Origin of the sequence: Streptomyces sp. NPDC017202 (genome assembly GCF_044331705.1) — a bacterium.
GTDB lineage: Bacteria > Actinomycetota > Actinomycetes > Streptomycetales > Streptomycetaceae > Streptomyces.
On record NZ_JBIRNP010000007.1, the window covers coordinates 280,137 to 301,626 of the forward strand.

The 21,490-nt window shown below is 70.2% G+C and carries 18 protein-coding genes and 1 pseudogene; 5 read left to right on the top strand and 14 right to left on the bottom strand.

The window, feature by feature from the left end:
* Nucleotides 1-62 precede the first annotated feature (62 nt).
* Nucleotides 63-368 carry a ferredoxin gene (locus ACH4N1_RS17085; RefSeq protein ID WP_398097867.1) on the top strand — a complete coding sequence of 102 codons (306 nt, stop codon included), beginning with the start codon at nt 63-65 and terminating at the stop codon, nt 366-368.
* A 58-nt stretch (nt 369-426) separates the two neighbouring features.
* Here the strand turns inward: ACH4N1_RS17085 and ACH4N1_RS17090 are convergent, their stop codons facing one another.
* The 3 genes from ACH4N1_RS17090 to ACH4N1_RS17100 all read right to left on the bottom strand — a co-directional run bounded on the left by ACH4N1_RS17090 (nt 427) and on the right by ACH4N1_RS17100 (nt 3,845).
* On the bottom strand, nt 427-1,005 hold the full coding sequence (locus ACH4N1_RS17090; RefSeq protein WP_398097869.1) for a hypothetical protein: 579 nt from the start codon (nt 1,003-1,005) through the stop codon (nt 427-429).
* Nucleotides 1,006-1,224: 219 nt separating this feature from the next.
* Nucleotides 1,225-2,124, bottom strand: a complete 900-nt coding sequence (locus tag ACH4N1_RS17095) for a tRNA (adenine-N1)-methyltransferase (RefSeq protein ID WP_366061366.1) — start codon at nt 2,122-2,124, stop codon at nt 1,225-1,227.
* 50 nt (nt 2,125-2,174) lie between these two features.
* Nucleotides 2,175-3,845 (bottom strand): site-2 protease family protein, encoded by a 1,671-nt coding sequence (locus ACH4N1_RS17100; protein WP_398097871.1) that lies wholly within the window; start codon nt 3,843-3,845, stop codon nt 2,175-2,177.
* Between the two features lie 174 nt (nt 3,846-4,019).
* Between ACH4N1_RS17100 and ACH4N1_RS17105 the strand changes: the two genes are divergently transcribed.
* Together ACH4N1_RS17105 and ACH4N1_RS17110 are read left to right on the top strand one after the other, a co-directional pair.
* Complete coding sequence (locus tag ACH4N1_RS17105) at nt 4,020-4,997, top strand: RecB family exonuclease (RefSeq protein ID WP_398097873.1); 978 nt, start codon at nt 4,020-4,022, stop codon at nt 4,995-4,997.
* Nucleotides 4,998-5,072: 75 nt separating this feature from the next.
* Nucleotides 5,073-5,744 (top strand): response regulator transcription factor, encoded by a 672-nt coding sequence (locus tag ACH4N1_RS17110; protein ID WP_016434400.1) that lies wholly within the window; start codon nt 5,073-5,075, stop codon nt 5,742-5,744.
* A 218-nt stretch (nt 5,745-5,962) separates the two neighbouring features.
* On the opposite strand, the gene ACH4N1_RS17115 is transcribed toward ACH4N1_RS17110, so the two are convergent.
* The 8 genes from ACH4N1_RS17115 to ACH4N1_RS17150 form a co-directional block, all read right to left on the bottom strand.
* Nucleotides 5,963-6,850, bottom strand: a complete 888-nt coding sequence (locus tag ACH4N1_RS17115) for an alpha/beta fold hydrolase (protein WP_398097939.1) — start codon at nt 6,848-6,850, stop codon at nt 5,963-5,965.
* Between the two features lie 148 nt (nt 6,851-6,998).
* Nucleotides 6,999-8,828, bottom strand: a complete 1,830-nt coding sequence (asnB, locus tag ACH4N1_RS17120) for an asparagine synthase (glutamine-hydrolyzing) (RefSeq protein WP_398097875.1) — start codon at nt 8,826-8,828, stop codon at nt 6,999-7,001.
* 40 nt (nt 8,829-8,868) lie between these two features.
* Nucleotides 8,869-10,155, bottom strand: a complete 1,287-nt coding sequence (locus ACH4N1_RS17125; RefSeq protein ID WP_398097877.1) for an aspartate aminotransferase family protein — start codon at nt 10,153-10,155, stop codon at nt 8,869-8,871.
* A complete protein-coding gene (locus ACH4N1_RS17130; protein ID WP_398097879.1) occupies nt 10,152-11,258 on the bottom strand; it encodes a hypothetical protein in 1,107 nt (368 codons plus the stop codon). The genes ACH4N1_RS17125 and ACH4N1_RS17130 overlap by 4 nt, the downstream gene beginning before the upstream one ends.
* Nucleotides 11,255-12,499: a GNAT family N-acetyltransferase gene (locus ACH4N1_RS17135; protein ID WP_398097881.1), complete on the bottom strand. Its 1,245-nt coding sequence runs from the start codon at nt 12,497-12,499 to the stop codon at nt 11,255-11,257. Before ACH4N1_RS17135 ends, ACH4N1_RS17130 begins: the two co-directional genes overlap by 4 nt.
* A 12-nt stretch (nt 12,500-12,511) precedes the next feature.
* The gene (locus tag ACH4N1_RS17140; protein ID WP_398097883.1) at nt 12,512-13,882 is read right to left on the bottom strand and encodes a DUF6002 family protein; all 1,371 of its coding nucleotides are present in this window, start codon (nt 13,880-13,882) and stop codon (nt 12,512-12,514) included.
* Entirely contained in the window at nt 13,879-14,316 is a 438-nt protein-coding gene (gene panD / locus ACH4N1_RS17145) for an aspartate 1-decarboxylase (protein WP_398097884.1), read from the bottom strand. Before panD ends, ACH4N1_RS17140 begins: the two co-directional genes overlap by 4 nt.
* A gap of 25 nt (nt 14,317-14,341) precedes the next feature.
* Nucleotides 14,342-15,082, bottom strand: a complete 741-nt coding sequence (locus tag ACH4N1_RS17150; RefSeq protein WP_398097886.1) for a TauD/TfdA family dioxygenase — start codon at nt 15,080-15,082, stop codon at nt 14,342-14,344.
* Nucleotides 15,083-15,569: 487 nt separating this feature from the next.
* Here ACH4N1_RS17150 and ACH4N1_RS17155 point away from each other — a divergent pair, with 487 nt between their 5' ends.
* The gene (locus tag ACH4N1_RS17155; protein WP_398097888.1) at nt 15,570-16,814 is read left to right on the top strand and encodes an MFS transporter; all 1,245 of its coding nucleotides are present in this window, start codon (nt 15,570-15,572) and stop codon (nt 16,812-16,814) included.
* A 34-nt stretch (nt 16,815-16,848) separates the two neighbouring features.
* Nucleotides 16,849-17,226, top strand: a complete 378-nt coding sequence (locus ACH4N1_RS17160; protein ID WP_398097890.1) for a hypothetical protein — start codon at nt 16,849-16,851, stop codon at nt 17,224-17,226.
* A gap of 21 nt (nt 17,227-17,247) precedes the next feature.
* Here ACH4N1_RS17160 and ACH4N1_RS17165 read toward each other — a convergent pair whose 3' ends face one another.
* The 3 genes and pseudogenes from ACH4N1_RS17165 to ACH4N1_RS17175 all read right to left on the bottom strand — a co-directional run.
* The gene (locus tag ACH4N1_RS17165; RefSeq protein ID WP_398097892.1) at nt 17,248-19,212 is read right to left on the bottom strand and encodes a TniQ family protein; all 1,965 of its coding nucleotides are present in this window, start codon (nt 19,210-19,212) and stop codon (nt 17,248-17,250) included.
* A complete protein-coding gene (locus ACH4N1_RS17170; RefSeq protein ID WP_398097894.1) occupies nt 19,094-20,068 on the bottom strand; it encodes a hypothetical protein in 975 nt (324 codons plus the stop codon). The genes ACH4N1_RS17165 and ACH4N1_RS17170 overlap by 119 nt, the downstream gene beginning before the upstream one ends.
* A 76-nt stretch (nt 20,069-20,144) precedes the next feature.
* Nucleotides 20,145-20,822 (bottom strand): annotated as a pseudogene (locus ACH4N1_RS17175) (transposase); the annotation flags it as partial.
* Between the last annotated feature and the right edge of the window lie 668 nt (nt 20,823-21,490).

The following is a 21,490-nucleotide window of genomic DNA, read 5'->3' on the forward strand; positions in this document are numbered from 1 at the left end:
GTTCAACACCCGTCAGAGCCTGCATCGTTCCCGTACGGCTCGGCAAACGATCGGCAGGAGTTATGGGCGTACAGCAGGAAGCCGGTGTCGGTGGCGAGGCGCTGGAGGTCTGGATCGACCAGGATCTCTGTACCGGCGACGGCATCTGCGCGCAGTACGCGCCGGAGGTGTTCGAGCTGGACATCGACGGTCTGGCGTACGTCAAGACCGCTGATGACGAGCTTCTGCAGGACAAGGGCGCCACGGCGCCGGTTCCGCTGCCGCTGTTGACGGACGTGGTGGACTCGGCGCGGGAGTGTCCGGGCGACTGCATCCATGTGCGGAGGGTTTCGGACGGGGTCGAGGTCTACGGGCCGGACGCCGGGTGAGCCGCCGGGCACCGGCTGTGACGGGTGTCCGGTTTCTCACGGCGGCCGGTGGTCCGGTTCAGACGCTGTGGGTGGCGGCGGGGGTCGAGCGGACGAACGCGTGGTCCTGCCACCGCCACGTGGCGCTCTCCTTGACGTCCGGGCAGCAACTGGGCACGTCGGCCGAGGAGTAGCCGAGGTAGTCGGCGAGGACGGTGCCGTCGCCGACCGACAGGGCGGTGACGGTGCGGCGTTCCCCGGGGTCGACGAGTGTGGCGACGACCCGGGGGCTCGTCGCGCCGGCGGCCTGGGTGAGGACGTAGACGCCGTCCGGCGGGGTGCCCATGGGGGCGTCGCAGTGGACCGCGGCGACTGTTTCCGGCCTGCCGTCGCCGTCCAGGTCGCCGGAGGTCTTTTTCCTCACCAGTGCCTTCACCGGGCCGCACTCGATGGGGAAGTCGACGCCCGTGGTGGCCGGGGCGGCCGCGGTGACGGACGCGGGGGCCGCGCCGGGGCCGCTCGCCTGGGCGGCGGTCGCGGGGCCGGGCTGGAGCACCGAGGACAGGGCCACGACGCCGGCGACGGCGGTGGCCGTCGCGACCCAGTGGATGGGCCGGGTGTGAGTGTGTGCCAGTTCCGGGACGGCGGATTGCTGCACGAGGAGCGTCTCCTGTGAGGGCTGTGCCGGTGGGGGCTGTGCGGTGGGGGGTCTGCATCGTGCCACACGTCACAGTGCGGGGAACAGGGGGGTCGGGGATCCCGGGCGGTGCCCCGCGAGTGGCGCCAAACCGACGACGCCGTGGCTCAGTTCCGCAGGTTCACGGGAACTGGGCCACGGCGTCGGTTCGTTGGTGCGGCGTTCGGTCGCGCAGGGCGGTTAGCGGGTGCCGCCGTCGGCGTTGGGGCCGGTGTAGTCCTCGCCGTAGGCGCCCTTGGCGGGGCGGCGGCGGCGCATCGGCGGCTCGACGCCGTCGGCCAGGCGGCGGGCGGTGAGGAGGAAGCCGGTGTGGCCGATCATGCGGTGGTCGGGGCGGACGGCCAGGCCCTCGACGTGCCAGTTGCGGATCATCGTCTCCCAGGAGGTCGGCTCGTTGAAGGAGCCGATCTCGCGGATGGACTCGACGGTCCGGGCGAGCTGGGTGGTGGTGGCGACGTAGCAGCACAGGATGCCGCCGGGGACGAGTGCCTTGGAGACGGCCTCCAGGCACTCCCAGGGGGCGAGCATGTCGAGGATGACGCGGTCCACGTCGGTGTCGCTCAGGTTGTCCTGGAGGTCGCCGACGGTGAGCTGCCAGGCGGGGTGCGGGCCGCCGAAGTAGCGCTCCACGTTCTGCTGGGCGATCTCCGCGAAGTCCTCGCGGCGCTCGTAGCTGTGCAGCATGCCCTGGTCGCCGATGGCGCGCAGCAGGAAGCTGCTGAGCGAGCCGGAGCCGACGCCGGCCTCCACGACGCGCGCGCCGGGGAAGATGTCGGCGAAGGCGAGGATCTGCCCCGCGTCCTTGGGGTAGACCACGGCGGCGCCGCGGGGCATGGACAGGACGTAGTCGGGGAGCAGGGGGCGCAGCGCGAGGTAGGCGACGTTCCCGGTGGTGCGGACGACGCTGCCCTCGGGAGCACCGATCAGTTCGTCGTGCGGGAAGGAACCCTTGTGGGTGTGGAAATTCTTCCCGGCCTCGAGCGTGAACGTGTAGTGGCGGCCCTTGGGGTCGGTCAGCTGAACCTGGTCCCCGACCTTGAAGGGCCCGCGCCTGCGGGCGGCACCGGTCGGTTCGGACATGTGAACAGCCTACCGGGATTTGCGGGGGTCGCCGACCACCGGGGCCTCGGCTAGGAGGGCCTGGCCATGGCCTTCACGAAGGCGCGCTCGACGTCGGCCGCGGAGAGGACGCCGTAGATCTCGCCGGTCTCCTCGACCACGAGGTACTCGGTGGCGGGGGTGGCGCGCAGGGCGTCCAGGAGGTCCTCGCCGGCGAGTTCGGCGGAGACCCGCATGCCTTCGGTGAGGTCCTGGGCGAGGCCGCTGACCGCAACCCAGGGGCGGCGGTGTTCGGGGACGCCGACGATGGCGGCCTCGCGGACCAGGGAGAGGGGTTCGCCGTGGGCGTCGACGACGACGAGGGCGCGGGCGCCCGCGTCGTTGGCCCGGCGCAGTGCCTCGGAGAGCGGGGTGTTCGTCTCGACCGGGACCGCGCGGCGGGTCAGCTTGCGGGCGCGCAGGTCGGGGAGGTGCTCGCGCAGGCGGGCCATGCGCAGGCTGTTGCCGGCGCCGGTCCAGATGATCGCGGCGAGGATGGCGGCGAGCAGGGCGTCCAGGACGGTGTCCATGCCGACGCTGTCCTCGGCCTGGGAGCCGAGCGCCCCGGACTGGGTGAGGAGCGGGAGGCCGATCAGGACGGAGACGGCGAGGGCGCGGCCGACCCAGGCGGCGGCGACGGTGCCGGTCATGGGCTTGCCGGTGATCTTCCAGACGACGGCGCGGAGCATACGGCCGCCGTCGAGCGGGAGTCCCGGCAGGAGGTTGAAGATCGCCACGATGAGGTTGGAGACCATCAGCCCGGCCAGCAGGACGCCGGGGACGGTGCCGGGCTCCACGGTCTGCATGGCGAGGTAGAAGAGGCCGGCGAGCACCAGGGAGAGCAGGGGGCCGACGAAGGCCAGCACGAACTCCCGGCCGGGGGTCTCGGCCTCTTTCTCGATCTCGGAGACGCCGCCGAAGAACTGGAGCTGGATGCGGCGGACCGGGAGCTTGAAGCGGAGGGCGGCGATGGTGTGCGCCAGCTCGTGGACGAGGACGGAGGCGTAGAAGGCGACCGCGAAGAAGAGGGCGACGAGGTAGCGGGCGGCGCCCAGCTCGGGCAGCACGCGGTCGAGCTGGCCGCCGAACACCCAGGTGATCAGCGCGGCGACCAGGAACCAGCTGGGGGCCACGTAGACGGGGACGCCGAAGGGGCGTCCCATCAGCAGGCCGCCGCGGGACTCCGGGGGGCGCGGGGGGCGGCGGCCCTTGGCGGGGGTGGGGGCGTCGCCGAGGGCCGGGGTGCTGTGGGCGTGGGGGCGGTCCGGGTGGAGGTCGTGGAGGTCGTGGGCGTCCGGGGTCGGGCGGGCCGTGGGGTCCGGGATGTTCCCGGGTCGCGTTCCGGCCTTTCCGGCCGGCTCCGTCGCGGTCTGCTCCGTCGCGTCCGGCTCCGTCGCCTGTCGGTCCGTTCCGGCGCGCCCGGTCTCCCGGCCCTCCTGGCTCTCCGGGCTCTCCTGGCTCTCCTGGCTCTCCGGGCTCTCCTGGCTCTCCTGGCTCTCGCGGTCCTGCCGCTCCTCCCGGGCCGTCTCGTCAGCCTTCTCGTCCGCCGTCTCTTTCGGGGGACCGGCCCGCCGCTCCGCGGAGGTGCCGTCGACCTCGGCGGTGGTCTCCTGGGAGGCGGCCGGGGGCGCAGGTGTCACGTGGTGCTCGGCCGACTCCTCGCTGCCCGGCCGCGGCCGCCCGCTCCCGCCGCTTTCCACCACGGTGTCCCCTCGTTGGTTGCGACTCCCGCTCCTGCCGGGCGGGAGGGTCTGGAACCGATGGTATGCGTCCGTCGGGACGCGTTCGGCTCCGGCACCCCCTGTGTTTTCACGGCTGTCGCCCCTGTCGGCGGCGGTGTGGGGTCACTGTCGGTGGCGGGCCGTAAGGTCTGTGGCATGGAGAGCAGCAGCGAGGGTGTCGCCCGGTCCGGCGACGAGGACGGCGTGGGGGGCCCGCCGGGGGTGACGGCCGGGGAGACGGCCGTGGCGGCGGTACGGGCCGTCGGTGGGAAGTCCGTCGCCCCGGCGGCGCCCGCCTCGCTGTCGCCGTCGCGCGCCGGGGACTTCATGCAGTGTCCGCTGCTGTACCGGTTCCGGGTGATCGACCGGCTGCCGGAGAAGCCGAGCGCGGCGGCCACCCGGGGCACGCTGGTGCACGCGGTGCTGGAGCGTCTGTTCGACGCGCCGGCCGCGGAGCGGACCGCGCCGCGGGCCAGGTCGTTGGTCCCCGGCCAGTGGGAGCGGCTGCGCGAGTCCCGGCCGGAGGTCCAGGAGCTGTTCGCCGACGATCCCGAGGGCGAGCGGCTGGCCGGCTGGCTGGCCGAGGCCGAGCGGCTGGTCGAGCGGTGGTTCACGCTGGAGGACCCGACGCGGCTGGAGCCCGCCGAGCGGGAGCTGTTCGTGGAGACGGAGCTGGAGTCGGGGCTGAGACTGCGCGGGATCATCGACCGGGTCGACGTGGCTCCCACCGGTGAGGTGCGGATCGTCGACTACAAGACGGGCAAGGCGCCCCGGCCCGAGTACGCCGAGGGCGCGCTGTTCCAGATGAAGTTCTACGCGCTGGTGGTGTGGCGGCTGAAGAACGTGATCCCGCGGCGGCTCCAGCTGGTGTACCTGGGCAGCGGTGACGTGCTGACGTACGACCCGGTGCGCGCCGATCTGGAGGGGGTCGAGCGCAAGCTGCTCGCGCTGTGGGAGGCGATCCGGCTCGCGACGGAGACGGGCGACTGGCGGCCGCGTCCGACGAAGCTGTGCGGGTGGTGCGACCACCAGGCGCACTGTCCGGAGTTCGGCGGCACTCCCCCGCCGTATCCGCTGCCGGTGCGGCCGGCCGGGGCTCCCGCGGCCGCGGGCGGGGGGACCGCTTCGGCGTAGACCGTCGGTGAGGGCGGCCGAGTCCGGCGTTGTCACGCAGGGCAGAATGGGGCCGGACTACCGAAGGAGACTTACGTGGCCATCCGCGTCCTACTGGTCGACGACCAGCCGCTGCTGCGTACCGGCTTCCGGATGATTCTGGAAGCGGAGCAGGACATCGCGGTGGTCGGTGAGGCCGGCGACGGCCTCCAGGCCCTCGACCAGGTGCGGGCCCTGCAGCCCGATGTGGTTCTGATGGACATCCGTATGCCCCGCATGGACGGGGTGGAGGCGACGCGGCAGATCACCGGGCCGGGGCGGGACGGCCCGGCGAAGGTGCTGGTGCTGACGACCTTCGACCTCGACGAGTACGTGGTGGAGGCGCTGCGCGCCGGGGCGAGCGGGTTCCTGCTCAAGGACGCGCCCGCCAACGAGCTGGTGCAGGCGATCCGGGTGGTGGCGGGCGGTGAGGCGATGCTCGCGCCGAGCATCACCCGGCGGCTGCTCGACAAGTACGCCACGCATCTGCCCTCGGGCGACGAACCGGTGCCGGACACGCTGCACACGCTCACCGACCGCGAGGTCGAGGTGCTCAAGCTGGTGGCGCGGGGGCTGTCGAACGCGGAGATCGCCGCGGACCTGTTCGTCAGTGAGACGACGGTGAAGACGCATGTCGGGCACGTGCTGACCAAGCTGGGTCTGCGCGACCGGGTGCAGGCCGCGGTGTACGCCTACGAGAGCGGTCTGGTGCGTCCCGGAGCGCAGTAGCGCGGGTCCCGTCCCGCACGAACGCGGAGGGCGCCCCTTCCTGACAAGGGGCGCCCTCCGCGTTCGTGCGGGCCTCTCGGCCGCGGCGTCGCCGTCAGGGGCGGTGCGGCCGTCCTTCGGCGTTCGACAGGCCGGTGGCCGGCCCCGCCACGTGAGCCGAAGCGCGATAGTTGTCACCTAGGCAGGCTTGTTGTCATCAGCGGGCCCTGGGTGCGAAGTCATGGACTCTGACTCGCAGCCTTCGCCCCCGCCCAAGCCCTGCGCAGTTCCTCGGCCAGTTCCGCGGGAGCCTCTTCGGCGATGTGGTGACCGCTCTCGATGCCCTTGGCAGTCAGTTCGCCCGCGACCCAGTTCTGCCAGATGCCCGTGATGTCCTCGTACAGCAGAGGGAGATCGCTCTTCGTGCCCCACAGCACGAGGGTGGGGCACTGCACGCGTCGTCCGGCCGCTCGGTCCTCGTCGTCGTGCCGTCGGTCGATGCCGAGTCCGGCCCGGTAGTCCTCGCACATGGCGTGGATGGTCCGCGGATCGCTGAGCGCGCGCTGGAGGTCCTCCCAGGATTCCTGGCCCATGTCCTCGGGGGTTTCCGGGTACCAGAGGCTGAGGTTGTTGCCGATGACGGTTTCCGGGCCGGGGCTGGGCTGGGCGCGGAAGAACCAGTGCCACCACCGGGTGGCGAAGTCGGCGTCGCAGCGGTCGAGGGCTTCGCCGATGGGGACGACGTCCAGTGCGGTCAGGTGCGTGACGGCCGAAGGGTGGTCCAGGGCCAGGCGGGTGGCGACGTAGCCGCCCCGGTCGTGTCCGACGACGTGGAACGTGTTGTGGCCCAGGGACCGCATGAGTGCCAGGCAGTCTGCGGCCATCCGGCGCTTGGAGTAGGGCGCGTGGTCATCGTCGGTGGGGGGTTTGGAGGACTGGCCGTAACCGCGGAGGTCGGGACAGACGACCGTGTGGTTCTGGGCGAGCAGCGGTGCCAGTCGGTGCCATGTGGTGTGGGTGCGCGGGTGCCCGTGGACGAGGAGGACGGCGGGTCCTCGCCCGCCGCGGCGCACGCGCAAGTCGACCTCGCCGAGGTCGACATTCTCGAGGGTGAAGTCGGTGAACACCAACCACCTCTTCCCTTGATTCCGAGGGGTGAACTCCCGGCCGCCGGCTGGCACGGCTGTTCCGCTCCTCGGTACACCCGTCCGGCCCACCGCTGAGCCGGACGGGTGTACGAGCGGAGGGCGGAAGGCGTTGTCGGCCGCGGCGTGTTCAGGCGAGGGAGACGTTGTACTCCCGCATCCAGGCGTCGACCTCCAGGATGGGAAGAAGGAGGTGACTGGAGTTGAGCCACGTCATGGTCTTCGACCCCGACTGGGTGAGCGCCTCCACGCGCTGGGGATCGAACACGCCCTGCATGGGGGAGGAGGGGTCGCTGAGCACCTTGTCGATGGAGCGCATGACCTCCGCGTTGTAGGCCGGGTCGTGGGTGCCGGGGTATCCGCTCTTGGGCCGGTCCAGGGTCTCCTGCGGGAGAACATCGGCGAAGGCGAGCCGCAGCAGGCTCTTCCAGCGGCCGTCGGCGTTCTTCATGTCCCACGGCACGTTCCACACGTACTCGACCAGCCGGTGATCGCAGTACGGGACACGTACTTCCAGGCCCACCGCCATGCTCATGCGGTCCTTGCGGTCGAGGAGGTAGGCGAGGGGGCCTTTCAGGCTGTAGTACATGACTTCGCGCATACGGGCGTTTAGTCCTTGTTCCCCGGGCAGGCGGGGGACTTCCGCCTTGAGGGTGAGGTAGCGGTCGTTCTCCGCGTCGGCCGGGCGGACGCGCCGGTGCAGGTCGGGTGCGAAGGCGTCGGCCAGGCGCGGGGCGTCTCCGATCCACGGGAAGCGGTCGCGCCAGACGAGCCGCTCGTCGTGGTACCAGGGGTAGCCTCCGAAGACTTCGTCGGCGGCCTCTCCGGACAGCGCCACCGTGGACTGTTCGCGGATCGCCTTGAACAGCAGGTGCATCGAGGTGTCGAACTGCCCTAGGGACGGCAGGTCGCGGGCGCGCCGGGCGGCCGGCAGGGCGGCGAGGACGTCGTCGGTCTGCAGGGTGATGTTGTGGTGCACGGTGCCCAGGTGGCGAGAGGCGAGCCGTGCGTAGGGGGCGTCCCGTTCGGGCCGTAGCTCGGTTGGTTTGAAGTCGTCTTCGTCACCGGCGAATTCGACGGCGAAGGTGTGCAGGGGGCCTTCGCCGGCCGCGTTCAGACGGCGGTTGGCGAGGGCGGACATGATGGTGGAGTCCAGTCCTCCGGACAGCATCGCGGAGCGCGGTACGTCGGCGACGAGCTGACGGTCGATGATGTCCTCGAGCAGGTCCCGGACGGTCGTCACGGTGGTGTTCAGGTCGTCGCGGTGTTCGCGGCTGACCAGTCGCCAGTAGGGGTACTCGTGGCTGCCGCTGCGTGAGAAGCGCAGGACGTGGCCCGGGCGGACCTCACGTAGTCCGCGCAGTGGTGTCTCGCCGGGGAGGGCCAGGCGGGCGTTGAAGAGAATGGGCAGGCTGTCCTCGTCCACGACTGGTTGGAAGAGGGGGTTCGCCATGATTCCCTTGGGTTCGGAGGCGAAAAGGATGCCGCCGGGGTAGGCGAAGTAGTAGAGGGGCTTGATGCCGATGCGGTCGCGGGCAAGGAGGAGTTCCTCGCGCCTGGCGTCCCAGACGGCGAAGGCGAACATGCCGTTGAAGTGGTCGACGCAGGCGGCGCCCCATTCGAGGTAGGAGCGCAGGACGACCTCGGTGTCGGAGCGCGTGGTGAATCGGTGCCCGCGGGCTTCGAGGGCCGTGCGCAGTTCGCGGAAATTGTAGACCTCGCCGCTGTAGACGAGGACGACGGGCTCCTGGTGGGGATCGGTCGTGGCGATAGCCGGCTGCGTGCCGCCCTCCAGGTCGATGATGGAGAGGCGGCGGTGACCGAGAGCGGTGTGGGGTCCGAGCCAGGTGCCGGCGGCGTCAGGGCCCCGCAGGGCCATGGTGTCGGTCATGCGCTGGAGCGTCGTGTGCTCCTGGCTCAGGTTGCGGGTGAAGTCGGTCCATCCGACGATGCCGCACATGGATGTCCTTTCTGGGGCTGCTGGAGCGAGGTCGCCGGTGTCAGGCGGGGGCTGATGCGGTGGCGCTGTGTTGCGCGGCCGCGGCGAGGATCCGGGTTGCTTCCGCGATTTCCTCCTCGGTGACGGTCAGCGGCGGGGCGATCCGCAGGGTGTTGCCGTGGCGTCCGCCGAGGCCGATGAGGAGGCCCTGAGCGCGGCACGCTTCGATGTGGGCGCGGGCGGTGCCGGGGTCGGGCTGGCCGGTGTGCGGGGCGACGATGTCCATGGCCAGCATCAGTCCCTGACCGCGGGGATTCGTCAGGTGCGGATGGGTCGCGTCGAGACGACGCAGCTCGGTCAGGAGGCTCTGGCCGGCTATCTCCGCGTTGCGCTGCAGGTCGTGATCGAGGAGGTAGTCGAGAGTCGCCAGGGCGGCGGTGCAGGCCAGAGGATTGCCGCCGAAGGTGGAGATGGACTTGTCCGTGACGCTGTCCAGGACGTCCCGGCGGGCGATCACTCCGCCGAGCGGCAGGCCGTTGGCTATTCCCTTGGCAAAGGTGATCACATCGGGCTTCAGTCGGTGGAGTTGATGGCCCCACCAGGCGCGGCCGGTGCGTCCCCAGGCGGTCTGCACCTCGTCGCAGATGAGGACCGCTCCGTGCTCCGCGGCGATGCGCGCGTACCGCTGGAGCAGAGCGGTGGGCGGGGTGTGGAAGCCGCCGAGGCCCTGCACGGGTTCCACGATGAGCGCGGCGGGGGGTGCCTGGCCGGCGAGCCGTGCCTCCAGATCGGCCGCGGGATCCTCGGGCGGGTGCTCGTCACCGTTGGGCGAGGTCCTGCCGTTGGACGCGAACGTGACCTGGAACGGTGAGTACGGACTCGGTTGCCAGCCCGGCAGTCCGGACACCGCGGTGCTGGTGAGCGACCGGCCGTGGTAGCTGTCGGTGAGGGCGATGACATGGTTGCTGCCGGTGTGGCAGGTGGCGGCCAGCAGTGCGGTGTCGTTGGCCTCGGTGCCGGAGTTGACAAAGAAGACCGCCGCGTCGTCGATGCCGGACTGCTCGGCGAGGCGTTCGGCCAGGCGTACCTGGGCGTCGATGAGATAGAGGGTGGAGGTGTGGACGATGCCGGTGTCGAGCTGGCGGTCCAGGGCGCGGCGGAATTCCGCGACGCCGTAGCCGAGCGAGTTGGTGAGGATGCCGGCGAAGAAGTCGAGATAGTCGCGGCCGTGGGCGTCGGTGATGGTGCGCCTGGTCGCGGACACGGGCCGCAGCGGCTGCTCGTAGTAGGTGGTGACCCAGCGGGGCAGGAAGCGGCGATGGCGGTCGTGGAGATCCTGGGAGGTCATACGCCTTCCTGGGCTCGGGCGGTCGGTGCGGGGAGCTGGTGCAGTCGCTCGCGCAGGGCGAGCTGCCGAGTGCGCAGTTCCTCGACGTCCTGCAGCCCGAAGGTCGCCGGGGCGTCGGGCCAGTGGTCGCGCAGCACGTCCAGCGCCCGAGGGGTGAAGTGGGCCTTGCCCTGCTGGTCGACCGTGATGCCGTCGAGGATGGACCACTGCTGGTTGCGGGCGACGGCCTGGCGTTCCGACATGCCCGGCGGCAGTCGCAGCGCGATGCTGCGTCCGGTGATGACGACGGGGTAGCCGCCCGGCCTGCCCTGGGGGGCCGCGACGTGTCCGGCGTAGTAGTCGCGCGGGTGCGTCAGGGCGTCCAGCACCGCCGCGCCGGCGGTCGCGCCGATCTCGTTGAGATCCGCGCGCGGCTGGCGGCGCCCCCGCCGGAGTATGTCGTGCACGGCGGTCAGGGGCTGCTCGTCGAGCCAGGCCCGGACCTCCTGGTCGGTTGTGGGAGGAGCGGCCAGGTGGGCGTGGTGGGCGAGGACCTTCAGACGTGACTCGTCGCCGAGCCGCAGCTCGCTGCGGATGAGGCCGACGAGTGTGGAGACGTTGCCCAGCCCGCACAGAACGGGCAGCCCGGCACCGTGCAGGACGGGGTTGACAGCGTCGGGGAAGCAGGCGTTCACCACGGCCGTGCGGGGGCTGGCCTCGGCGGAGGCGGACGCGGCGCGCAGTGGGGTCGCCGCCTGCAGCGGAAGCGTGACGCCGAATCCCGCTGTGCGGATGAGGCGGGTCCACGCGGACGGTGTCCCGCGCGTCTCGGCGGGCGAGTACTCCGAGGCGCAGACCGCCAGGACGTCCGGCTGGTGGCGGCCGAGCAGGGGGCGCAGGTCGGCGCCGCCCGGCACGTCCAGACGATGCGGGCAGCAGCGGATGGGCCGGTCCGCCAGGGCGGCGTGGGCGTTGGCGAGGCCGGCGAGGTGCCGGGCGCGTTCGTGGTCGCGGCTGACGATGTGCACGACGGTCGGCCCGCCCGCGCGCTGGGCGAAGGCTTTGACCAGCGCGCCGGCGAAGGCGCCGGTGCCGAGGACGACGACGTGTCGGGGGCGGTTCACAGCTGCTCTCCTGAGGGCGGCTCGTGTACGGCCACGGGCTTCAGCACGGTGTCGAGATGGACGACCTCGGGCTCGGCGAGCCCGGGACACCGGGCGCTGAGATCGAGGCGGGGCGGGCGGTCGTCGTCGGTGTAGTACACCGGCGTCAGCCGGCCCCTGGCGTCCGTAAGCACCAGCGGATTCGCCACGAGGAAGTCGCGGACCGCGGGAGTGTCCCGGCGCGGGTAGATCCGGACGCGTTTGGTGGCGAAGTGGTTGGGAGGCCACTCCGGGTGGGCGCCCAGCCTGCGCTTCCATTGGAAGATGCCCTTGCTGATGTACGCCTCGGTGCCGAACAGGTCCACGCGCGCCACGCGCTGCTCGCAGGCCCACTGCAGCAGATGGTGGTAGAGCGCCTTGAACGCGCCGGTGTGGTAGTGCTCGTCGAGGCCGTCGAGAACGCCCAGGAGCCGGGTGGTGAGGGTGCGCCGGTCCTTGGACCAGTGGCACAGCACCCCGGCCACGCGTGTGCCCGCCTGGCTGAGGAAGAACAGGGTGCCCTGGCGCAGCACGGCGTAGCGGGCCACGTCGAGACGCTCGGTACGGCTGCGGTCTCCGTGCCGATTGCGCATGGTGGGGCCGTGCATGCGCTCGTAGAAGAACGTGAGCGCCTCGGGCGAGGAGTCCTCCTCCAGCACCCACTGGTGCTCCCGCTGGTCGCGGCGGAACTGCCAGCGTTCCCGTTTGGAGATCAGCCGCGCCAACTCCTCCTGTGAGGGCGGGATGTCCACCACCAGGTGGAGGCGGAACGGGGCCGTCACACTGCCGTGTTCGGGCAGGCGCCGCAGTGCACGCTCTTCGGCCCCGACCACGACGAGATCGGTGTCGGGCCAGTCGCCCGCGGCCAGGTCGCTCCAGCGGATGGTGGCGTCGGTGCACCGCACGGTCGCCCATCCGAGCTGGGTGCGCTGGTGCTCGAGGAGCTGGAGGATGTTCGTACGGCCCACCGGCAGGCCGGCGTAGCCGATGCTCAAACCGTCCTGGCCGGTGAGAGAGGAGACGACCTGCACGTTCCGCGGGAGGCTGTCAGCCCTGCTGCGGACGGCGCGCCAGCCGGGAGCCGGGGTGTTGTTCCACCAGTAGGCGAGGCGTGCCCTGACCGGGGTGAGGGGATGGTGCCGCGCCGGGCGGGCCCCGCCGGCCTCGCCCGCCGGGGCTGGGGAGGCCGCCGCAGTGGATAGGGTGTGGTCCTGCGTCGTCATGGGTGCTCGTCCTCAGCTGACTGCCGCTGTGTGCACGAGGTCCCTCAGGTCCCCGTAACCGGTGATCGGACGCAGCCGGTGTGCCTGCGGCGCCTGGTAGTCGTCCGCGTGGTAGGAGCCGGACCCGTGGATCAGGATCTCCGTCTCGTCGAGCAGCCCTCGGTCCAGGGCGTTGAGGACGCCGGTCAGGGCCATCACGAGGGACCACTCGCGGATCTGCCGCGGGTCGGAGGGCAGTTCGACGCCAGCCGGTTCCAGCAGGTCGCGGATACGCGGATAGCGGTCGAGGCACTCGGCGAGCGAGACGACGATCCCTCCGCCTCCCTGACGGCGGATGATCTCGTTCATCCGGTCCGAGGTGGCGGGAGTCCGGGTGTAGAAGGTGGTGTCCAGTTGCTCGTCAGGGGCGAAGGTACGCTCAGGGAAGCGGGGATCGCAGTCTTGGACGTGCAGACCGTCGCGGTACTGCCACTGCGGGCGGTAGTCGAACCTGCCGTGGTAGTAGCTGGAGACCATGTCGGGCGTGCCCAGATGCTGCACCAGGAAGTAGCGGGCTCCCGTGTCGGGCCATTCGCGGCCCGTGTGCTGCTGCTGGCCGTAGAAGTGCCCGAGCAGTCCGAACGCGCTGGAGACGGAATGGGCGTGCACACGCGGCGCGGCCGGGAGGTAGTCCCGCTCGAACAGGGCCCGCGCGGTGTCCGCGACCGCGTAGTTGCTCAGATCCATGGTGTGCCAGAGCCGTACGCCGTACCGGGCGAAGAGCGCGTCGGCCTCCCGGTCGGCCAGTGCGCGCGCGAGTTCCTTGACGTGCAGCGGCTGGGCGGCGTCGAGGACGGCGAGCGGGTTGCGGGCGCGCAGGACGTCGTCGTCGGTGAGGGGCGAGCGCCACAGCTTGTGGCTGGAGGCCGCGGGCACGACGCAGACGATCCGCAGCTGGTCGGCGCCGGCCAGACCGGTCTCGTGCGCCCGCAGTACGGCGTCACGCAGCGCGGTTGCCTTGTTCGCGCTCGACGGCGTGACGATCATGACCGACTCGCCGGTGCGCTGGATGTGGTCGACCGCGCGGGCCACGATCAGCAGGGACGCCAGCGTCTTGGTGGTGCGGGTCCTCGGGTTGTGCATCAGGTTCAGGAACCGCAGGTGGGTGCCGTGGTGGCTGCCCAGGTCCTGGACGCTGATGCCGCCCGGTTCGAAGAACCGCTCCAGGGCCGCGCCGAGGGCCGGCAGCCGCCATCCGGGGGTGAAGCCGGCCGTCCGGTCACGTTGTGCGGTGTCCGCGAGGACGCGGGAGAGATCGTCGTAGTAGCGCAGGAGGGCGCGGCAGACGGTGCCGGGGCCGGTCGGCGCCGGAACGGTGGCCGGGGCAGGGGAGACCGTCGTCATCGCACCGCTCCCGGGGCGAGCGTGTCGCCGCGCATCAACCGGGCGGCGGCCCGGTCGGTGGGCACGTGGGCTGGGTCGTCGCCGATGTCGAGGGGCCGGTTGTGCTGGTCGACGAAGACGATGGTCGGCTGTAAAGCCCTGGCCTCGGCCGCGGGAACGCTCTGGTAGGCGATGACGATCACCAGGTCGCCCGGCGAGATCAGCCTGGCCGCCGCGCCGTTGATGCCGACGACGCCGCTGCCGCGCTCGCCCTCGATGACGTAGGTGCTCAGCCGGTTGCCGTTGTTGATGTCGACGATGTCGACCTGTTCACCCGGCAGCAGGTCAGCGGCGTCCATCAGGTCGCGGTCGAGGGTCAGGGAGCCGACGTAGTGCAGGTCGGCCTGGGTCACGGTGGCCCTGTGAATCTTGCTGTGCAGCATAGTGCGGTACACGGAGATGCGTCCTTACTGTGTGGGTTCAGACGGAGATCTGGATGCGGCGCAGGTGCCGGCTGCGGTCGCTGAAGGCGTTCCGGGCGTGCAGCAGCCGCCAGTTGTCCCACACGAGCATGTCCCTCTCGGAGTAGTCGATGGACACGTGCTCGCGGTCGAATGCGGCGTGCCAGCGCCGCTGCAGCTCCGCGGCCAGATCGTCGTCGTCCCGTACCAGGTTGTTGCAGCTGAACCGGACGATCGTGCCCTGGTCGGTCTCCTTGAGGATGGGGTGACGGGTCTTGAGGTCGAGCCCGAGGCGCTGCACGCCCTCTGTGGTCTTCCAGTCGTACTCGTGTGTGAGGAACCACTCGCGCTCCTCGGCTGAGAGGGCCTCGACCCAGGGCCTGGTGTCGGCGAGCGTGGTCTCCCCGCCCGGCCCGTCGGCCGGCGTGACGCACCACAGCGCGATGTACCGCGGAGGGACGACCGCAAAGTCGTATCCCTCCGAGTGCGGAGTCAGCGGACGGGTGTTGCCCGCGTGGTAGACGTCGTCCATGCCAGGCTCTGGACGTACGTCGCCGACAACGGCGCCGGTGTAGTTGGGCACGAAGCGGCCCAGGTTCCGGCAAAACCTCACTGGGTCGAACTCCTCCGGCACGTTGCACATTAGGACGTAGCCGTGCTCGTTCATGAGCTGGTGGAAAGTCTTCACCAACAGCTCATCGATCAACGGATCGCCGTTGAAATCGACCTGGGAGAGAATACTGAGAGGTGAGTGCGCCATTTCTTTTCCTCCGACGGAAACGGGCGGAAGCGTGCACCCATGCGTTTCAATGCAGACGGCCATGAATTACGCACGGGTATTGCAGATGGCATGGCGAAGCCGGGGCCTCAAGCACCGTGGACCCGGCGACGTAATCAGTGACGCGTCGTCACGATATCCAGGGCAGGTGGAGGAATGTCAAGAGTCCGAAGAATTTAACGTTCCGTATACACGGACACCTGGAATTTTGGTTACCTACTGTAGTCTCGGCTGCTCACCGAGCTAGCGACGCGATAACTGGCGATCACTTAAAGTAGTTTCGTTTACTTGGGTAGGCGCCGGGTACTCAGGAATGGATTTTTATGCTCGAATCCACAGAGTCGCGCCGGAGAGCGTAATTCGAGGCTGAAGATGGCTGAAATCATGCTCCCCTGATTGGGGCTTGAAGCAAGCTACGAAGCGGCCACAGATCGATCTCCGGCGCCCCACGGCGAGAAAGGATTAATAATTGAGCCACACTCGCACCGAGAAATCCCGGAAAGATCATTTAATTGTTCGCCGTCTTCTGTTCAGTGAAGGTGTGACCGCCCTGGGAGACGGACTTTGGTTCAGCATGTGGGCGGTCTATCTGACCTCTGTTCAGGGCGTTCCCGCCGCGACGATGGGTCTCGCGATGGGACTGGGCGGGGGGCTCGGTCTCCTGGCCGCCTTGCCTGTCGGCACTCTGACCGACCGTCTCGGCGCCCGTGAGACCCTCGTGGCGGTCACCGTTCTGCGCGCCGCGTTCTCACTCACATTTCTGGCCACGCATGCCTTCTGGCCACTTCTGGTCGCTGCCGCCCTGTTCACCTCGATGGAGACGGCTGCCAAAGGCAGCAAGGTGGCGCTCGTGCACCTGATGTTGCCCGAACGGGACTGCTTGCCTGTCCTCGCCCGGGCCCGCGTCGTACAGCACCTGCTCTACGCCGCCGGCGCGGGCGCCGCCGCCTGGGTGCTCGCGCACCAGTCGGCCGCCCCCTACCACGGCGCTGTCATCGTCAATAGCTTCACCTTCGTCATCTCGGCCGCGATCCTTGCCCGCCTCCCGCACGTCCCGCCGGTGCCCGCCGCACGGCGTCAAGTCAGCACAGCGGCACTGCGCAACATCCCCTTCACAGCGATCATGAGCAGTACCGCCCTCCTTGCCCTGTGCTGGGCGCTTCTGTCCAGCGGCCTGCCCCTGTGGCTGAAGGAGGACACCGCGGCACCGGTATGGATCGCTCCGCTGTCTGTGCTGGTCAGCTCCCTCCTGATCGCCCTTTTCCAGGTTCGCGTCACCCGCACCGGGCAACGACTGGCCGGGGCCGTACGCTCCTCATGGCGCGCCAGCGTCGCGCTCGCCGGATGCTGCCTGGCCTTCGCGACGGCCGCCTGGCCTGCCAGTCCGGTGGTGGCCGCCGTCCTCGTCCTCGCCGGACTGGGCCTGCACGTCCTTGGAGAGCTGTATTACGTGGCAGCCCGGTGGGGACTGTCCATCAAGCTCATGACACACGGCGCCCAAGGCCAGTACCAAGCTGTCGCGGCCACTACGGAAGGCGCCGTAGTGGCGGTCGGGCCCGCGCTGGTCGTCACGCTGGTCAGCGGTGCCGGGGGGGCAGGCTGGGGCATCCTCGCACTGGTCCTCCTCACCTGCTCCCTACCGGTCGCGTCTCTGTGTCGACCGGCACTGCGCCGTACAGCCACCCGCTCGGTAAAGGAGAGCTCACCCGCCTGACAAGTACGATCGGCGGACAGGGAACGTGCTCGCTGTGGCCTTCTCCACCTTTTGGGCTTCCTTGACGGCGTTGGCGTATGCGGTGGAGCGTTTGGCGCACTCGATCGCCTTACCTGCGTCACGCAGACCGTGGCCGCGCCGTGCCGCGAGGAAGTTGGCCGAAGAGCTGGGCATTCGTGCGCTGCCGCGCTTGCTGTTCACGTTCCTCAACCGCAGTGGTTTGAGCCCTCACTGGCCCGGCGTGCACGAAGCCATGGTGCCGGACGCTGCGGTCCCCGATCCTGATGAGGTCGCCTGGCTTGGCTGGCTGACCGAGCCGGAGCTGCGGTCGGCCCTGCTGGAGTGGCGCTTCATCCCCGACAGCAACGAAGCCTTCAGCCGGTATCTGGCGTTCCGGACCGCGAGGCCCTGACCTTGCCCATCACGCTCAGGCTCAGCGTCTGTCGATCTCCTTGGCCAGGTGCTCGGCGTGGTCTTCGAGGAGCGGCTTGAGGGCGCCGTAGTAAGGCTGGTGGTCAGTTGTGCGGAGCCAGTGGAACACGTTGTGTCGCTCCCGGGTCCAGACGGCGCGTAGTGCGGGGTCGGGGGCGACGTGTGGCGGGCAGGGTGCGAAGTCGGGTTCGCCTTCGGTGACGCGGGTCCAGATGTAGGCGCTGACGGCCAGGCGTCTGCGGTCGTCGCTGAGGGGCTTTCGGTGGCTGGTGAGGTCCGGGAGCTGGGTGAGTATGTGCTGCCAGTTCTGGGGTTCCAGCGTCCAGGTGGCGAGGGCCTCGCGTCGGTGTTGGTAGTCGATGGCGGGACCTGCGAGGAGCTCGGCGGTGATGGCGTCGAGGGCTCGTTCGAAGTCGCGGGCCGTGCCGCCGGTGCGGAGGTGGCGGTTCAGCAGCTGCGTGTAGCCGATCCTCTTGTTCTCGGTGTTGATCCCGAGGAACTGGGCGGCATCGTTCAGGCTCCCGCCGCGTGCGCGCCGGACGAGGAAGACCGCGGCCGTGCGTCGGCGCATCTTGGGGGTGATGTCCGGGGGGAAGCTGAGGTGGCGTTCGGCGAGGGCTTGGGGCAAGCATGCGGGAACGTGCTCGGGTTGTAGGCCGGCACCAGTGGAGGGGAGGCGGAGTCCGCCCTTGCCGGTGCGCCGGAAGGTGGGAACGATCGTGTCGGCGGCGAGCTGGAAGCGCTCGGAGCATGCGCTGCGCTGCTTCTTGAAGTTCTTGTCCCGGATCAGGTGCCGTGTGGGCGGGATTCCGCTGCGGGTCCGGTTCTCCTCGGGCGTGAGCAGGGCGAGTGCTTCGCGCAGGTCGCCGGCGGTCAGGATGCGATCGGTGACCTGGAGGAGACCGGCGCAGGCAAGGGCGTCGACGGGTGCCCCGCTGGAGCGGTAGAGACGGCAGTCGGCTCCCTCGTGGATGGCAAGGTGCCGGTCGACGGCCGCGGCGAGTTGGCGGGTGGTGCCGACCGCCTGGATGCGCGGCCAGCAGATCATGACCAGTCCGGCGAGCAGGATGAGCTCGGTGAAGTACTGCTGTGCTCGTGGCTTCGGCCGGCCGGGGCTGAGCAGTCCGAGGATCTTGCGCTGGAGCTCAAGCAGAGCGGGACCGGGCCGGTGGTGGTGCACTGGGTCGTGCGCGAGCGGCGCCCCGCAGGGGGCGCCGGGCCGGCTGGTCGGGACGTCCTGCGGCGTGGAGGACCGGCAGTGGGCGGGGTGAATCCCGGTAGCGGCGGGGCGGGGGAACAACTGCGTTCTGCTGCTGAAGTTGATCGGCTTGTGGCAGCGGGGGCAGAGGTGCTCCAGGAACACCTTGTGGAGAGGGCAGGCGAAGACCACGGGCAGACGCCAGAGGATCTGCCAGGGACCGCCGTGGGCGTTCTGGATGTCGGAGCCGTCGCCGGCGAGACAGCGGGGGCAGTAGCGGGCGGTGGTGGCGAACAGCCATCCGTCCGTGTGCATGGAGTAGACCCTCCCGGCCCGGACGTCGTCGAGGCTGCGGGCGGCCGGCGGATAGCGGGAGGCGAGGAGCTGCAGCGTCATTGCGCGCACTTCCCGGGGGTCCAGCCGCGTTGTGCGGGCGAAGCGGCTGATCTCGGCTGGGGTCAGCAGCGTCGAAAGTGATGCCCGGGGCCGCCCGAGCCGGTCGTGGTTGGTCAGGCCGGTCAGCCGGGCGAGCTCGTGGGGCGAGACGTGCAGACGATGGGCCAGGCGCAGGACAAAGCCTGCCAGGGACTCGCCCTCCAGTGGGTCGAGGCTGCGGCCGAAGGGCCGTGGCCCAGCGCCTGTGGTCGCGTCAGTCACCCGCGGCCGGCCTGTTCCCGCGGTCGTCGAGGACCGTATTGCGTCCGCGCCGGCGGCGGGGCTTGGGCTTTGTGGGCGGGGCGGTGTTCTGCGGGATGTCGGGGACCTCACCGGCGGCGGGGTCGAGGTCGCCTAGGTTGCCGAGGTGGATCGTGGTCTTTGCGAGCAGTTCCGGGGTGAGCCGTTCTTCGCCGGTGACGATCGCCTCGGTGCAGCCGTCCTCGATCAGCCGCCGCAGCAGGCCAACGACGCCGCGGGTGCGGCCGAAGAGGTACTCGGGCATCTCACCAGTGGTCGGCATGCCCTCGAAGGAACGCAGGAGCCGCAGCTGGTCCTCGATGCCGGCCAGGTGGTCGAGGAAGGCGGTGATGCCGGCCGGGGTGGAATAGTCGAACGGATCGAGATCGACCAAGTCGAACCGGCGGCCCGTCTGCGTGGCCGCCGCGGCGTTGTGCCGCCCGCCCCACTCGTTGTCGGGGAAGACCCACTGTCCGGTGCGCTGGTCGACGTAGGCGCCGCGCAGGAGCCCGGACGCGGGGATGTCCACGCCGATCAGGACGAGCGTGACGTTGAGGTCCATCAGTTCGCGGATCAGGTCGAGGGTGTCCTGGTCGTCCTCGCGGTGCAGGCGGAGCCGGGTGATGTCGTCGATCAGCAGGGCGGTGGTGTGATGGTCCCGGATCGCGTCCCGCACCGCTCTGACCAGGTCGTCCAGGGTCCCGGGGTGCGGGTTGCGGGTTGCGGGTTGCCGTAAATGTTCAAGATCGCCTTGCAGAGGCCCTTGGGTGTCGCGCTGACCGGCAGCCGGCAGTAGGCCGTCCTCGGGCAGGACGAACACGCTGCGGGCACGGAAGCTGTGGCCCAGATCGGGCGGCGGGACGGGTGCGGGCCGGGCCGCCTCCCGCCGCCGGCGCCGTTCACCGGCGAGCGCCTCCTGCATCTGGCGGGCCCGGCCCGGCCAGTTCAAGACGGTTGCCGTCTCCTCCCCGGCAGGAACCGGAGACGCAGCGGGCTGTGGGGCCGGTGCGGGTGGGCTGGTCGGCCGTCAGCACCGCGTCTGCGGCCGGGTCGGCCCCGCGGTCGGCGACGTCGACGCCGGTGTAGCCGATCAGGTGCTCGAACAGCAGCTGCCGGATCACGCCGAACGCCCGCTCGACGGCGGCCTTGTCGGTCGGCCGCAGCACCCGCGCGGGCAGGACCTGGCAGCCCAGCACCCGCTCGACCTCGACCAGGTGGTGGTTGCGATAGACCGATCCGTGGTCGGTGGTCACCGTCTCCGGGGTGAAGAACGGCAGGCCGGCCACCGCGTGCCCGGCGAACTCGGCCACCACCGCGGCGGGCAGGCCGGGGTAGGGCCATTCCAGGTCCACGTCCCAGTCCGCCCGCATCGGCAGCGGCATCGTCACGTCCCGCAGCACCATCGCGACGTCCACCGAGGTGTCAAAGACCAGCGTCAGCCGGAAGGCGACCAGCGAGTGCGTGCAGACGTCCAGGGCGAGGGTGAGGTGCATCTTCACCGGATCGCCGAAGACGTGCTCGCGGACCATGACCGGCAGCACCGTGGTGTCCAGCGCGACGACCTGGCCCGGCCGGTGCACCAGGACGTACCCCTCCGACTCCGGCAGATCGGCCGAGCGCGCGTAGCGCTGACGGGCGCCGCCGGGGCCGAACCACTCCTGCCAGAGCCGGCGCAGGGTGTCGTAGCTGGGCACCGACTCCTTGATCAAAGGCTCGGGGCGTACGTCGATCAGCCGGACGCCGCGGCGGGTCACCGCGAGGTAGTCAGGGGTGTGGGATCGGCGTTTCCCGCAGGTCCCGAAGGAGATCTTCAGTGGCTGCGAGACGACGTCGACCACGTCGCCGGCGAAGTCCAGGGCCAGCAGCACCCGGCTCTCCTCCAGGCTCTCCGCGCCGTGGTGACGGCCGGTGCTGGTCATGAACTGCAGGCCAGGACGGTGCCGTTGGTCCCGGCGCCAGGTGAAGTGCCGCATCGGGTCGCTCGTGAGCACCGGCTCCTGTACGAGATCGTGCACCGAGCAGGACGCATCGTCCTCACCAGCCCGCCACGAGACCGCCCATCACCTCGTCCAGCCCTCACCCAAAGCCAGTCCGGACCTGCCCGCGTCGACGTCCGTCGGCACGAAGAGGTCCTCCCAGCCGCACTGATGCGACCAGACGGCCCCAGTGACAGCGGCCTCGACTACCCTTCCCGACCCAGCACCCGTAACGGCCATGATCTCATCGAAGCCCCGCAGAGAACCTCAGGCTCCCGATCTTCGTTTCTGGTGACAGAAAGACCGCCGAATGAGCGCCTGTGACAAGTCGAATGCCTCGTTGGTGACAACCAGGCTGCTTCGATCGTCCCTGTTCACCAGCTCAGCCGGTCTCG

Bases quoted from the DNA above. Each gene is read 5' to 3' on its own strand.
- ACH4N1_RS17085 (WP_398097867.1), top strand. From the start codon at position 63: ATGGGCGTACAGCAGGAAGCCGGTGTCGGTGGCGAGGCGCTGGAGGTC.
- ACH4N1_RS17095 (WP_366061366.1), bottom strand. From the start codon at position 2,124: ATGTCCGAACCGACCGGTGCCGCCCGCAGGCGCGGGCCCTTCAAGGTC.
- ACH4N1_RS17105 (WP_398097873.1), top strand. From the start codon at position 4,020: ATGGAGAGCAGCAGCGAGGGTGTCGCCCGGTCCGGCGACGAGGACGGC.
- asnB (WP_398097875.1), bottom strand. From the start codon at position 8,828: ATGTGCGGCATCGTCGGATGGACCGACTTCACCCGCAACCTGAGCCAG.
- ACH4N1_RS17125 (WP_398097877.1), bottom strand. From the start codon at position 10,155: ATGACCTCCCAGGATCTCCACGACCGCCATCGCCGCTTCCTGCCCCGC.
- ACH4N1_RS17135 (WP_398097881.1), bottom strand. From the start codon at position 12,499: ATGACGACGCAGGACCACACCCTATCCACTGCGGCGGCCTCCCCAGCC.
- ACH4N1_RS17140 (WP_398097883.1), bottom strand. From the start codon at position 13,882: ATGACGACGGTCTCCCCTGCCCCGGCCACCGTTCCGGCGCCGACCGGC.
- ACH4N1_RS17150 (WP_398097886.1), bottom strand. From the start codon at position 15,082: ATGGCGCACTCACCTCTCAGTATTCTCTCCCAGGTCGATTTCAACGGC.